At 62.7% G+C, this 12910-nt stretch carries 12 protein-coding genes; 6 read left to right on the top strand and 6 right to left on the bottom strand.

The genetic code is table 11. The annotated features are described in order from the left end of the window. Nucleotides 1–92: 92 nt before the first annotated feature. Genes KFO72_RS15890 through KFO72_RS15910 form a run of 5 tightly spaced genes read right to left on the bottom strand, consistent with a single transcriptional unit; the run spans nucleotide 93 to nucleotide 5332 of the window. A complete protein-coding gene (locus tag KFO72_RS15890) occupies nucleotides 93–1766 on the bottom strand; it encodes an electron transfer flavoprotein-ubiquinone oxidoreductase (protein ID WP_225032528.1) in 1674 nt (557 codons plus the stop codon). Between the two features lie 3 nt (nucleotides 1767–1769). After that, on the bottom strand, nucleotides 1770–2417 hold the full coding sequence (locus KFO72_RS15895) for a HutD family protein (protein ID WP_224102109.1): 648 nt from the start codon (nucleotides 2415–2417) through the stop codon (nucleotides 1770–1772). Next, the gene (locus tag KFO72_RS15900) at nucleotides 2414–3349 is read right to left on the bottom strand and encodes an electron transfer flavoprotein subunit alpha/FixB family protein (RefSeq protein ID WP_225032529.1); all 936 of its coding nucleotides are present in this window, start codon (nucleotides 3347–3349) and stop codon (nucleotides 2414–2416) included. Before KFO72_RS15900 ends, KFO72_RS15895 begins: the two co-directional genes overlap by 4 nt. Next, complete coding sequence (locus KFO72_RS15905; RefSeq protein ID WP_062918920.1) at nucleotides 3346–4122, bottom strand: electron transfer flavoprotein subunit beta/FixA family protein; 777 nt, start codon at nucleotides 4120–4122, stop codon at nucleotides 3346–3348. Before KFO72_RS15905 ends, KFO72_RS15900 begins: the two co-directional genes overlap by 4 nt. A gap of 22 nt (nucleotides 4123–4144) precedes the next feature. Continuing rightward, the gene (locus tag KFO72_RS15910) at nucleotides 4145–5332 is read right to left on the bottom strand and encodes an NAD(P)/FAD-dependent oxidoreductase (protein ID WP_060609053.1); all 1188 of its coding nucleotides are present in this window, start codon (nucleotides 5330–5332) and stop codon (nucleotides 4145–4147) included. A gap of 183 nt (nucleotides 5333–5515) precedes the next feature. On the opposite strand from KFO72_RS15910, the gene KFO72_RS15915 reads away from it, so the two are divergent. Further along, nucleotides 5516–6481: a LysR family transcriptional regulator gene (locus tag KFO72_RS15915; RefSeq protein ID WP_054931147.1), complete on the top strand. Its 966-nt coding sequence runs from the start codon at nucleotides 5516–5518 to the stop codon at nucleotides 6479–6481. A 20-nt stretch (nucleotides 6482–6501) separates the two neighbouring features. After that, nucleotides 6502–7299 (top strand): N-formylglutamate deformylase, encoded by a 798-nt coding sequence (hutG, locus tag KFO72_RS15920; RefSeq protein WP_225032530.1) that lies wholly within the window; start codon nucleotides 6502–6504, stop codon nucleotides 7297–7299. Between the two features lie 226 nt (nucleotides 7300–7525). Here the strand turns inward: hutG and KFO72_RS15925 are convergent, their stop codons facing one another. Continuing rightward, nucleotides 7526–8128 carry a helix-turn-helix domain-containing protein gene (locus KFO72_RS15925; RefSeq protein ID WP_054931109.1) on the bottom strand — a complete coding sequence of 201 codons (603 nt, stop codon included), beginning with the start codon at nucleotides 8126–8128 and terminating at the stop codon, nucleotides 7526–7528. 247 nt (nucleotides 8129–8375) lie between these two features. Between KFO72_RS15925 and glnT the strand changes: the two genes are divergently transcribed. From glnT to KFO72_RS15945, 4 genes are read left to right on the top strand one after another with little or no spacing between them, the layout of a single operon-like run. Then, nucleotides 8376–9764 carry a type III glutamate--ammonia ligase gene (glnT, locus tag KFO72_RS15930; RefSeq protein ID WP_225032531.1) on the top strand — a complete coding sequence of 463 codons (1389 nt, stop codon included), beginning with the start codon at nucleotides 8376–8378 and terminating at the stop codon, nucleotides 9762–9764. 22 nt (nucleotides 9765–9786) lie between these two features. After that, nucleotides 9787–10695 carry a class II glutamine amidotransferase gene (locus KFO72_RS15935; RefSeq protein ID WP_054923437.1) on the top strand — a complete coding sequence of 303 codons (909 nt, stop codon included), beginning with the start codon at nucleotides 9787–9789 and terminating at the stop codon, nucleotides 10693–10695. Continuing rightward, nucleotides 10683–11372, top strand: a complete 690-nt coding sequence (locus KFO72_RS15940) for a protein glxC (protein WP_107202954.1) — start codon at nucleotides 10683–10685, stop codon at nucleotides 11370–11372. The genes KFO72_RS15935 and KFO72_RS15940 overlap by 13 nt, the downstream gene beginning before the upstream one ends. 31 nt (nucleotides 11373–11403) lie before the next feature. After that, complete coding sequence (locus tag KFO72_RS15945) at nucleotides 11404–12762, top strand: FMN-binding glutamate synthase family protein (RefSeq protein WP_062918626.1); 1359 nt, start codon at nucleotides 11404–11406, stop codon at nucleotides 12760–12762. Nucleotides 12763–12910 lie beyond the last annotated feature (148 nt).

Here is a 12910-nt window from a genome sequence, read left to right on the forward strand (position 1 = left end):
ACACGGAGCCTCGCCAATGTCAGATGCGCAAGGTTTCCGGACAAGCGAGGGGGTGGAGTCACCCTGACGCATTCGCACCAGAAGCGAATCCGCTACATGTTCGGATAGTTCGGACCGCCACCGCCCTCAGGCGTCACCCACACGATGTTCTGCGTCGGGTCCTTGATGTCGCAGGTTTTGCAGTGGACGCAGTTCTGCGCATTGATCTGCAAGCAGTCTTCGTTCTCTTCGGTTTTAATGAACTCGTAGACGCCTGCCGGGCAAAAACGTGCTTCAGGACCGGCGTACGTTTGCAGGTTCAGCTTCACGGGCACTGTCGGATCCTTGAGCGTCAGGTGAGCCGGCTGATTCTCCTGGTGGTTCGTGTTCGAGATGAACACCGAAGAAAGACGATCGAACGTCAGCTTGCCATCCGGCTTCGGATACTCGATCGGCTTGCACTGCGACGCGGGTTTCAGCATCTGGTGGTCCCAGTGCTGGTGATGCAGCGTCCACGGCACATTGCCGCCCATCAGCTTCTGCTCGATGCCGACCATCAGCGTGCCGAGGTACAGGCCCTTGCTCATCCACTGCTTGAAATTGCGCGCGCGGTAAAGCTCGGTGTGCAGCCACGAAGTCTTGAACGACTCGGGATACGCGGCCAGTTCATCGTTGTGACGGCCGGCCTGCACCGCGTCGAAGGTGGCGTCGGCGGCGAGCATGCCCGTCTTGATCGCCGCATGCGAACCCTTGATCCGCGAGGCGTTCAGGAAGCCCGCATCGTCGCCAACCAGTGCGCCGCCCGGGAAAACCAGCTTCGGCAGCGACATCAGGCCGCCTGCCGTGATCGCCCGTGCACCGTACGACACCCGCGTGCCGCCTTCGAGGAACTTGCGGATTTCCGGATGCGTCTTGTAGCGCTGGAATTCTTCAAACGGCGACAGATACGGATTCGAATAGCCCAGGCCAACCACAAAGCCAACCATCACCTGGTTGTTGTCGATGTGATACAGGAATGAGCCGCCGTACGTTTGCGAGTCCAAAGGCCAGCCAGCCGTGTGGATCACCAGACCCGGCTTGTGCTTGGCCGGATCGATTTCCCACAGTTCCTTGATGCCGATGCCGTACACCTGCGGGTCCGCGCCATCGCGCAGCTTGAACTTGTCCGAGAGCTGGCGGCCCAGGTGCCCGCGCGCGCCTTCGCAGAACAGCGTGTACTTCGCGTGCAGTTCCATGCCCAACTGGAAGTTTTCCGTCGGCTCACCGTCCTTGCCGATGCCGAGATTGCCCGTCGCGACACCCTTGACCGAGCCGTCGTCGTTATAGAGCACTTCAGCCGCCGCAAAACCCGGAAAAATCTCGACGCCCAGCGCTTCAGCCTGCTGACCCAGCCACCGCGTCACATTCGCCAGCGAGATCACATAGTTGCCGTGATTCTTGAAGTTATCCGGCAACGCCCAGTTCGGCACCGCTTTCGCGCCCGTTTCAGAGAGAAACAAAAAGCGGTCTTCCGTCACTTCGACGCTCAAAGGTGCGCCCTTGTCTTTCCAGTCGGGGAACAGTTCACCAAGCGCGCGCGGGTCCATCACCGCGCCCGACAGAATGTGCGCGCCAATCTCCGAACCCTTTTCGAGCACGCAGACGCCGATCTCGACACCACTCTGCGCAGCACGCTGCTTAAGCCGGATCGCCGCAGCCAGTCCAGCCGGCCCGCCGCCGACGATCACCACCTCATATTCCATCGACTCGCGCGGCCCATATTGCTCGACCCACTTCGCATCCGTCATCGATCAACGCTCCACGCCCGCAATCGCGATCGAAACCAGCCTGGCGCCCAGCCCGACCGCGTGCAGGTCGATCTCTTCACGCCTGCCTTCGAACCAGATGCCCGTCATCGGCTGCAGCGACACGCTGTTGAGCAGCGAGCTACCGACACGCCATTCGCCTGCAACACACAGCACGATATGAGTCGACGCCGGCGTGACACGCAACGAGTGCGTCGCGACGCTCACCGCGGCCTGATACGCGCCACGACGTGTCATCACGTTGAGCACGTTCACGGGCTGCACGGACATGCTCGCCCACATCAGCAGATCACCGGAAAACTGCACCGGCTGACCAGGCCGGGCGACGGACGCGCCGTCCTGCGAATGCAGATCCACCGCGCCTTCATCGAGCAACAGGAGCGTGCGATCGAGTCCGGGAAACAGCGAAAACCTCGACGCTCCATTGAGCGTCGCGATACTGATGCGCCAGTCGACCGCGTGATCGTCGGCGGATTGCAGCGCAACGGTGCGGGTCGTGCCGCCGCCGTTCGCCCATGGCTCAGGCGCAAGTTTCGAGCAATCGAAGAAGTGAATCGACTGATGCGAAGGCCGCGCCGTGGTTCCATGACGCTGCACAGACACGCGTTCAGGCGACAGTGCGTCGATCATCATGCGCTCCTCGCTGCGACGCGGGCTTCGAGTCCGCTGACCGTCTCGAACAGATCGCCGACGAGGCCGACATCCGCGATCGAAAAGATCGGCGCATCCGGGTCCTTGTTGACCGCGACGATCAGCTTCGAATCCTTCATGCCCGCCAGATGCTGGATCGCGCCGGAGATGCCGAACGCCAGATAGACGTCGGGCGCCACCGTCTTGCCCGTCTGCCCGACCTGCGCGGCGTTGGGCGCATAGCCGGCATCGACAGCGGCGCGCGACGCGCCGAGCGCAGCGCCCATGTTGTCCGCCAGTTCGCCCAGCCGCGCCATGTTCTCTTTCGATGCGAGACCGCGACCGCCTGCCACAACGATACGTGCGCTCGACAGATCCTGTCCCGCCTGCTGCGTCGCATGACGCTCGATCAGCGTCGTGTTGCGAAAGACTTTCGGTGCTTCGAGCGTCACGACGGCGGCGTGTCCGCCGTCGCGTGCAACCGGCGCAAACGACGACGCGCGAAACGTCGCGAACGTCAGCGCACCTTCGCTTGCGACGTTTGCCACGACGCTGCCCGCATACAGACCGCGCACGAAGTGGCCATCGCGGGATACACCCGTGACATCCGCGAGAAACGCGCCACCCGCACGCGCCGCTGCGCGCGGAAACGCGCCACGAGCCAGCGCGCGATGCGCGGCAGCGATCAACGTATAGTTTGCCGAAACGGAAACACCTTGCAGTACGGCAGCGAGTGACTCAGCCGTCGGCGCGGTATCGAACGCCGCCAGCAGCACCTGTTCCACGCCCGCAATTTGCGCGGCTGCTTGTGCAGCGTCGATGTCGAAGGCGAGCAGATCGACAGGCTTGCCGATCTGCAGCGCTGCGCCGATCACGCGTAGGCTCGCGTCGCTGACGACGCCGTTGTCGATATCCACCAGAACAAGTGATCTCATGCTGCCACTCCTGTTTGTTCGAACACACGCTGCGCGGCGATCGCCTCGATCAAGGCGGCCGTATCCGCGACCTTGATGCCCGCCTGCCGCGCGGGCGGATCGCTCAAGCCAACGAGGCGGGTTCGCGGCGCGAGATCCACGTTGAAGATGCTTGCATCGATCGTCTTGAGCGGCTTCTGTTTCGCCTTGACGATGCTCGGCAGCGTCACACGCCGCGGTTCGGCAAGCCGCAGGTCCGCGCTGACGACGGCAGCGCCTTCTAGACGCCACGTCGCCGTGCCCGCGTCGTCGCCGCAGGTCACGCGCCAGCCATTTGTGTCCGCGTCGATCGCGCTCGCGTCGAGCGCCTGCGGCCAGTCGAGCAGGCCCGCGAGCATCGCGGCGACGCCGCCCGTGTCGTCGTCGATGGCCTGCTTGCCGCACAGCACGAGACCGTATCCCTCGTGCGCCGACAGATACGCGTGCAGCAAACGTGCGACCGCCAGCGAATCGAGTGTCGCGGTGGCTCCGCCCGTATCGATCAGCACGGCATCGTCGGCGCCCATGGCGAGCGCGGTGCGCAGCACGTCCTGACAGTTCGACTGTCCGCAGGTGAGGACGGTCACATGGGTGGCGTATCCCGCTTCCTTGAGTTGCAGCGCTTTTTCAACGGCGCATTCGTCGAACGGATTGAGCGACATCTTCAAGCCGTTGGTATCGATCGAACCGGCTGCGCTGACGCGCACGCGCACATTCGGATCGACGACGCGTTTGACGGGAACCAGAATCTTGATGGTCATGACAGACTCCACGAAATCAGGACACGGCGCCCGAACCATACTTGCCGACGAGCAGCGCGCCCGTCGAGAAGCGGTCGAGCGCGTAAGGCGCGAGCGAGACATCCGTTGGCTGGCCGAGCGCGTGCTGGGCCAGCAGCTTGCCGATACCGGGCGAGAGCTTGAAGCCATGGCCCGAGAAGCCAAAGCCGACCACCAGCCCTTCGACATCGCCGACGTTCCCGAGCACCGGATTCCAGTCCGGCGTGACGTCGTACACACCTGTCCACGACGATGCGAGTCCTGCCGTTTCATACGCGGGAAAACGCCCGGCAACCTGCGCGCCGACTTCCGCGACGTAATCGAGCGAGATGTCGCCCTGTTCGGTCTCGGGCGCATTGAGCGTCTCGCCGACCACGCCTTCGGAGACGAGCATCTGAGTGCCGCCATAGCTGCGGAAATACAGCATGCCCGGCGAGCCGAGATCCTTGAACGCGGGCATCTTGAACGTGTACGCACCTTCGTCGCATTCGAGCGCGAGGACGGTATGGCGCTCCGGTTTGACGGGCAGCGGCACGCCGATCCAGCCGGCCAGTTCGGGCGTCCAGATGTTCTGTGTGCTGATCAGCGTGTCGCAACTGAAGTTTCCCGCGCTGGTTTCGACGCCGACCACGCGGCGTCCTTCGCGGATCACGCCCGTCACTGTCGCGCCTTCGATAATCTTCACGCCGCGGCGGCGCGCCGATCTGGCGAAGCTGGTCGCGACCAGATACGCATCGGCGAAACCGGCTTCGGGCTCGTAGCCGATCAGGGCGGCATCGTCGAAGCTGGCAATCGGCAGCCGCTCGCGCGCTTCATCGCGGTCGAGCAGTTGCACTTCGATACCCATATCGCGCTGTGCATCGAGCGATGCGCGCAGCGGATCGAGTTTGTCGCCTTCGGGCGCGCAGATCATGTAGCCGCATTTGACGAGTCCGCACGACGCTTCGTCGTCGCCGACGTATTCGGCGAAATTGTTGAACGCCCACCACGACGAACGCGCCAGCTCGACGTTCTGGCGCACGGAATAGTGCGTGCGCAGCAAGCCCGACGACTGCGACGTCGTGCCCGCGCCGATCGTCCCGCGCTCGAGCACGAGCACGCTTTTCGCGCCAAGGGCGGCGAGATGGTGGGCAACCGACGCGCCGATCACGCCGGCGCCGATCACGACAAAGTCATAGTGGCTCATGGAGACCTCTGGAAGGGCAATGGAGCCGATTCTAGAAAGCCAAAGCGCACGCGAATTTTGTATTAGGCAAACTTATGCTGCGTACCCGAAAACGCTCATCGTGAGTACGGGACGTTTTTGAAGGGGCACCATGCGTCGTCGCCGGGCGGCGCGTGCTGGGCCGCCGACGACACTGGAGTCAGGATGAGACGAACCCAAACGCCAATCGATCTGCGCGCGCTGCAGGCTTTCGTCGCCGTGTGCGAGACGGGATCGATGACGGCCGCGGCGAAGCAGTTGGGCGTGAGCCAGAGCGCGATCAGCCAGGCCGTGTCGGCGCTGGAACGCGAGCAGGGCATGACGCTGTTCGACCGCGACAGCCGTCCGCCGCGCCCGAATATCGCGGGCCGCGCGCTGCTCGAACTGGCGGGGCCGCTGCTCGAGCATGCGCAGATGGTGACCACGCGTATCGGCGACGCGTCCAATGCGGGGAAACTGCCCGTGCGGCTTGGCTGCGTCGATTCGTTCGCGGCGACGGTCGGTCCGGAACTGATTCGTGCGGTGTCCAATTCGACGCGGCAGATTTCGTTGTGGTCGGGACTCACGCCGGGTCTGTCGAAGCAGTTGCACGACCGCGAACTCGATATCGCCGTGTGCACGCAGACGACGCTCAACGATGCGCGCATCGTCGAAGTGCCGCTGTTTTCCGAGGCGTTCGTCGCGGTGGTGGCGCGCAGTCATATCGCGGGCCGCGCGCAGATGGACTGGCGCACGCTGGCCGCCGAACTGCCGTTGATCCGTTACACGGCGCGCTCGGTGATTGGCCAGCAGGTGGAGCGCTTTGCGCGGCATCTGGGTATCGACAGTCCGCGCCGTTATGAATTCGATGCCACCGATCCGCTGCTGAGCCTCGTGGCGGCGCGCCTTGGCTTCGCGATCTCGACGCCGCTGTGCCTGTGGCAGGCCCGTCATTATCTCGACGAGATAGCCGTGTTGCCACTGCCGTCGGGGCGTCTCGGGCGACGCGATTTTTTTGTGCTGCACCGGCAAGGCGAGTGGGATGACTTCGCTGGTGAAATCGTCACGCTGACGCGCGCCGTGATCGACCGCTCGATCCAACCGGCGCTCGCGCGCGCGTTGCCGCAACTGCCCGACGACGCGCTGCGCTGATTCTTCATGGAGTGATGCGAATGAATGAGCTGTATACGTTGCAACGTGGCGATGCGCCGCTGCTGGTTTCGATTCCACATCTGGGACATAGCATTCCGCCGGCGATGCGGCATCTCTATACCGACGCAGCGCTGACCTTCGTCGACACCGACTGGCATCTCGACCGTCTCTACGATTTCGTGTCGAAGGAGTTGGGCGCGACGTTGCTCGGCGCGAACGTGTCGCGTTATGTGATCGATCTGAACCGCCCGTCGAATGACGAGAGCCTGTATCCGGGGCAAACCACGACAGGCCTTTGCCCGACCGAGACGTTTCGCGGCGAGCCTGTCTATCGCGCGGGCTGTGAGCCGGACCCGGATGAAAAGCAGCGGCGTGTCGCGCAATACTGGACGCCGTATCACGACACGCTGCGCGCGGAACTCGCGCGTCTGCGCGAACGACACGCGAATGTGCTGCTGTGGGAAGCGCATTCGATCGCGAGCGTGTTGCCGCGTCTGTTCGACGGCAAGCTGCCCGACCTGAACCTCGGCACGCAGGACGGCCGCACGGCTGCACCTGCGTTGCAGGCAGCCGCCGAATCGGCTGCTGCACAAAGTGGTTTTACATGGATCGCGAATGGCCGCTTCAAAGGCGGCTATATCACGCGTCATTTCGGTTCGCCGCGCGACGGCATCCATGCAATCCAGTTGGAGATGTGCCAGTCCACTTACATGCATGAAGAAGCGCCCTTCGCGTATGAACCGCCGCGCGCCGAACGCGTGCAGCCGGTGGTGCGCGCGATGATCGAAGGCGCGCTGGACGCGCTGCAGACTTTATAAGCAACGCTGATACAGCGTCGTAACCGGCCTTACCGTGTCAGTGCAGATGCGCACCAGATTCACGATTCGGCCGCACCGCAGTCAGGCAGGCGCAATCGCAGTGCAAACGATGTCGAACGAAGCCGAATGCCGCAATGCGCCGCCAGTGTTTATTCGCAGGAACTTTTGATTCCCTTTGATAAACATGGCATGGACGTTGCATAACGAAGGACGAAGCAGGTGCGGTTCACTCGGCGGCAGGCTGGGAGTAGACGAAGATCGACAGGAACTGGATCGGCGTTTTGATCAGCCGTTCGGGACCATGCGGTACGTCGCCCCGGAAGGTGAGCGTGTCGCCGGGATGCAGGATGTAAGTTTGCTGGCCGTGGCGGTATTCGATCACGCCCTTGAGCATATGGATGAATTCCGTGCCGGGGTGTTCGAAGACGGGGAAGCGTTCTGCTTCGTCTTCCATCGTGATCAGGAACGGTTCGAAGAGTTTGCGCGGTCCCTGGTCGTAGGCGAGCAGATGGTAGGTGTGGCCGCGTTTCGTGCCCTTGCGGACCACCTCCATGCCGCCGCCCTTCTTGACGAGCTGGGCGCCGCCCTGAGGCACGTCGAAGTTGCGGAACAGCGTCGACATCGACACGCCGAGTGCCTGCGCAATGCGGTTGAGTACGTCGAGTCCGGTAGAAGTCTGCGCGTTTTCGATTTTCGAAAGCATTCCGCGGCTGATACCGGCCTGTTCGGCGACCTGCGCGATGGTCAGCCCATGTGACTGACGCAACTCGCGGATCGTCGAGCCGAGATAGCGTTCGAGCGGTGATTTGCTGTCGTCCCCGTTTTGCATGGTTGGCCTCGATGAAAAGGCAAGGTTAGCAGATCGCGACGTTGCGCCATGTATCGAAGGGAAGGCTCAGTCGCGCCCGATTGGTTTCATGTGGGGAATCATTGTTGCATAACAATAAATTCCGCCGCGAACATGCGGACATGCCTGCAGTGCGCCGATGGCGTCGCGGCATGCTCGTGCAGCCGGGTCATGCGCAGGTCGCGTGGCTTTTTCAAACCAGCGAAGGATGTTGTTGCAAGGAGTGGCGATGAACCTGAACGACGCGAGCAAGCTGCCCGTCAACGAGCTAGGAAGCGTGCCGCGCTTCGAGACGGCGGAAGACGCGCAAGCCTGGCTCTCACAGCAGGGCGTGAAATACGTGCTGGCGCAATTCGTCGATATTCACGGCGTGGCGAAAGCGAAGTCGGTGCCCGTTGCGCATCTGAAGAGCGTGCTGAATGCGGGCGCGGGCTTCGCCGGTTTCGCGATCTGGGGCGTCGGCATCGAGCCGAACGGTCCCGACTTCATGGCCGTCGGCGATCTGTCGACGCTCACGCCGATGCCGTGGCAAGCGGGGCTGGCGCGCATCGTGTGCGACGGGCATGTGGATGGCAAACCGTGGACCTACGATTCGCGCGTGACGCTGAAGAAGCAGATCGCGCGCATGACGGAGCGTAACTGGACGCTTTTTACCGGCCTCGAACCCGAGTTCTCGCTGTTGCGCCGCTCGGCGTCGGGCGTGCTCGAACCGTGCGATCCGAGCGATACGCTCGCCAAGCCTTGCTACGACTACAAGGGTCTGTCGCGCACGCGTGTCTTCCTGGAAAAGCTCACTGAATCGATGCGCGATGTCGGCATCGACGTGTATCAGATCGATCACGAGGACGCGAACGGTCAGTTCGAAATCAACTACACGTACACCGATTGCCTGACGTCGTGCGATCACTACGTGTTCTTCAAGATGGCCGCATCCGAGATCGCCAACGAACTCGGCATGATCTGCTCGTTCATGCCGAAGCCGTTTGCGAACCGGCCGGGCAACGGGATGCACATGCATATGTCGATCGGCGATGGCGAGCGCAATCTGTTCGCCGATAAAAGCGATCCGCTCGGCATGGGTCTGTCGAAGCTCGGCTATCAGTTCACGGCGGGACTGCTCGCGCATGCGCCCGCGTTGACGGCGCTGTGCAATCCAACCGTCAATTCGTACAAGCGCCTCGTGGTGGGCCGCTCGCTGACGGGCGCGACATGGGCGCCGGCCTATGTCAGCTACGGCGATAACAATCGCTCGACGATGGTGCGCATGCCCGGCGAGCGCATTGAACTGCGTCTGCCCGATGGCTCCTGCAATCCATATCTCGCGACCGCGGCCGTAATCGCAGCGGGGCTGGACGGCGTCGAGCGCGAACTGTCGCCGGGTCAGCCTGCTAACGAAAACCTCTACACGTGGTCGCCGCAACAGTTGCAGGAACGCCAGATCGGCGTGCTGCCGCAGAACCTCGAACAGGCACTCGACGCGCTCGAATCAGACAGGTTGATCTGCGACGCGCTCGGCCCCGTTGCCGATGAGTTTCTCAAATTGAAGCGCATGGAATGGCTCGAATACATGCGTCATGTCTCGGACTGGGAGCTGAAAAGCTACCTCGAGTTTTTCTAGGCATCACCAGGAGGAAGAAATTATGTGTGGAATCGTAGGTCTGCTGGTGAAGACACCGGCACTACGCGAACGGCTCGGCGAACTGATGGTGCCGATGCTGATCGGCATGACGGAGCGCGGTCCGGATTCGGCGGGTCTTGCCGTGTTCGGCAAGGCAGTCGATGCGAGCCAGCGCAAGCTGAGCCTGTACGCCGGCTTCACGGAGGAAGGCGATCGTTTTGCATGGACGCCGTTGCTCGACGCGTTGAATGCGGCGATGGACGTGACGGCGCGCATCGACGCGAAAGGCAATCATGCCGTGCTGACGCTGCAAGGCAATGCGGAAAACGTAAAGAGCTGGCTGCGCGAGCATTATCCGAAGCTGTATCTGCTGTCGACGGGCCGTTCGATCGATCTCTACAAGGACATCGGCACGCCCGCGCAGGTCGCGGACCGCTATGGCTTTGCGAATCTGAAGGGCTCGCATCTGGTTGGCCATACGCGCATGGCGACGGAATCGGCAGTGACGCCGGATCGCGCGCACCCGTTCACGGCGGGCGAAGACTTCTGTCTCGTGCACAACGGCTCGCTGTCGAACCCGTATGGCGTGCGTCGCAAGCTGGAGCCGCAAGGCATTCACTTCGACACCGACAACGATACGGAAGCCGCATGCCGCTTTCTCGAATGGCGTCTGCGTGAAGGCGATGCATTGCCCGAAGCGTTGCAGAAGGGTTTCGAAGAACTCGACGGCTTCTACACATTCCTGATGGGCACGACGACGGAGCTCGCGTTGATTCGCGATCCGTTCGCGTGCAAGCCTGCCGTCGTCGCCGAGAACGACGACTACGTGGCGATCGCGTCCGAGTTCCGCTCGCTCGCGCATCTGCCTGACATCAAGAACGCGAAGGTATTCGAACCGGCACCCGAGGAGATGTATGTATGGAAAGCGTGACATTCGACCTTGAGCGCGGATCGGTCAGGGAAGTGAACCAGTATTTGCACGGCGACGCCGCTGCGCTCAAAGGCCAGCAGATCACCGTGACCTCGCCGAACGGCGCGCACAACATCGCGGTCGGCGTCGATGCCGACGTGACGATCACGATCGACGGCCACGCGGGCTACTACGCGGGCGGCATGAACAAGCACGCGAGCATCGTGATCAAAGGCAGCGCGGGTACGGGCGTCGCCGAAAACATGATGAGCGGCAAGGTGCATGTGAAGGGCTTCGCGTCGAATGGCGCGGGTGCGTCCGCGCATGGCGGGCTGCTCGTGATCGACGGCGATGCGGGTTTGCGTTGCGGCATTTCGCTGAAGGGCGGCGATATCGTCGTCGGTGGATCGGTGGGGAGTTTTTCGGCGTTCATGGCGCAGGCGGGCCGCATGGTGATCTGCGGCGATGCAGGCGATGCACTCGGCGACTCGCTCTACGAAGCGGTGCTGTACGTGAAAGGCGATGTGAAATCGCTCGGCGCGGATGCGCAGTTCGAGGCAATGTCGGATGCGGACTTTACGGCGGTCGCCTCGCTGCTCGACGCAGCAGGCCTGAAGCACGATCCGCGCGCGTTCAAGCGCATTGCTTCGGCACGCACGCTCTATCACTGGAACGCGGACGCGGACCAGGAATATTGAACACCGATCACTGAATCACGAGAGCGTCCCCATGGAAAAACCTATCCATTTCGCCCGCTTGCAGCAGGAAGAGTCGCAAGGCTACGACCGCAAGACGATCGATTACATCCATACCGCTGCACAGCGCGGACTTTATGAAATCCGGGGTCTCGGTGCGAAACGCCGCGTGCCGCACTTCGACGATCTGCTGTTTCTCGGCGCGTCGCTGTCGCGCTATCCGCTGGAAGGCTATCGCGAGAAGTGCGCGACGCAGACGTTGCTCGGCACGCGCTTCGCGAAGAAGCCTGTCGTGCTCGACATTCCCATCACGATTGCAGGCATGAGCTTCGGCGCATTGTCGGCGAACGTGAAGGAAGCATTGGGCCGCGCGGCCACGGCAGCCGGCACGTCCACCACGACAGGCGATGGCGGCATGACACAGGAAGAGCGTCAGTCATCGAAGACGCTGGTGTATCAGTGCCTGCCGTCGCGCTACGGCTTCAATCCCGACGACGTGCGCCGCGCCGATGCCATCGAGGTCGTGATCGGCCAGGGCGCGAAGCCGGGCGGCGGCGGCATGCTGCTCGGACAGAAGGTCAATCCACGCGTGGCGTCGATGCGTACGTTGCCGGCCGGTGTCGACCAGCGTTCGGCCAGCCGGCACCCGGACTGGACGGGCCCCGACGATCTCGCGATCAAGATTCAGGAACTGCGCGAAATCACTGACTGGGAAAAGCCGATCTACGTGAAGGTCGGCGCGACGCGCACGTTCAACGATGTGAAGCTCGCCGTGCATGCGGGCGCGGACGTGGTCGTGATCGACGGGATGCAGGGCGGCACGGCGGCGACGCAAACGTGCTTCATCGAAAACGTCGGCATTCCGACGCTCGCCGCCGTGCGTCAGGCCGTTGATGCGCTCGAAGACCTGAACATGAAAGGCACGGTGCAGCTGATCGTATCGGGCGGCATTCGCACGGGCGCCGATGTGGCCAAAGCGCTCGCACTCGGCGCCGATGCCGTGGCGATCGGGCAGGGTGTGCTGATGGCGCTCGGCTGCAATAGCGACACGTACTTCAAGGACGGCGCGCTGCATTCCGCCGCGGCCGATTACGCGGCGCTCAACACGTCGCCGGGTTTCTGCCATCACTGTCATACGGGCAAGTGTCCCGTCGGCGTGACGACCCAGGACGCCGTGCTGGAACAGCGTCTGCAACCCGAAGAAGGTTCGCGTCGCGTGCGCAACTATCTGAAGACGCTGAACATGGAGCTGACGACGATCGCACGCGCCTGCGGCAAGCAGAACGTGCATCACCTGGAACCGGAAGATCTCGTCGCGCTGACGGTGGAAGCGGCAGCGATGGCGCGCATTCCGCTCGCGGGCACGTCGTGGATTCCTGGGCAGCAGTATTGATATCGAAGTGATGCGGCGGGCGTGTGCGCCCGCCGCAAGTAGCGGCGACAACGCTTCAAGCATTTCTGCAATCCCCGCAGTTTCTGCAGTTCCCGCAGTTCAGTTAAGTCCACACATTACCGTCGACGCTTCCCGCGTATCGCACGCG

Source organism: Paraburkholderia sp. XV (genome assembly GCF_020177535.1).
GTDB classification, from domain to species: Bacteria; Pseudomonadota; Gammaproteobacteria; order Burkholderiales; family Burkholderiaceae; genus Paraburkholderia; species Paraburkholderia caribensis.

Excerpts from the sequence above, each read along its gene's own strand:
- KFO72_RS15890 (WP_225032528.1), bottom strand. The coding sequence starts at position 1,766 with ATGACGGATGCGAAGTGGGTCGAGCAATATGGGCCGCGCGAGTCGATG.
- KFO72_RS15945 (WP_062918626.1), top strand. The coding sequence starts at position 11,404 with ATGGAAAAACCTATCCATTTCGCCCGCTTGCAGCAGGAAGAGTCGCAA.
- hutG (WP_225032530.1), top strand. The coding sequence starts at position 6,502 with ATGAATGAGCTGTATACGTTGCAACGTGGCGATGCGCCGCTGCTGGTT.
- KFO72_RS15935 (WP_054923437.1), top strand. The coding sequence starts at position 9,787 with ATGTGTGGAATCGTAGGTCTGCTGGTGAAGACACCGGCACTACGCGAA.
- KFO72_RS15910 (WP_060609053.1), bottom strand. The coding sequence starts at position 5,332 with ATGAGCCACTATGACTTTGTCGTGATCGGCGCCGGCGTGATCGGCGCG.
- KFO72_RS15895 (WP_224102109.1), bottom strand. The coding sequence starts at position 2,417 with ATGATGATCGACGCACTGTCGCCTGAACGCGTGTCTGTGCAGCGTCAT.
- KFO72_RS15940 (WP_107202954.1), top strand. The coding sequence starts at position 10,683 with ATGGAAAGCGTGACATTCGACCTTGAGCGCGGATCGGTCAGGGAAGTG.
- KFO72_RS15900 (WP_225032529.1), bottom strand. The coding sequence starts at position 3,349 with ATGAGATCACTTGTTCTGGTGGATATCGACAACGGCGTCGTCAGCGAC.
- KFO72_RS15915 (WP_054931147.1), top strand. The coding sequence starts at position 5,516 with ATGAGACGAACCCAAACGCCAATCGATCTGCGCGCGCTGCAGGCTTTC.
- glnT (WP_225032531.1), top strand. The coding sequence starts at position 8,376 with ATGAACCTGAACGACGCGAGCAAGCTGCCCGTCAACGAGCTAGGAAGC.
- KFO72_RS15925 (WP_054931109.1), bottom strand. The coding sequence starts at position 8,128 with ATGCAAAACGGGGACGACAGCAAATCACCGCTCGAACGCTATCTCGGC.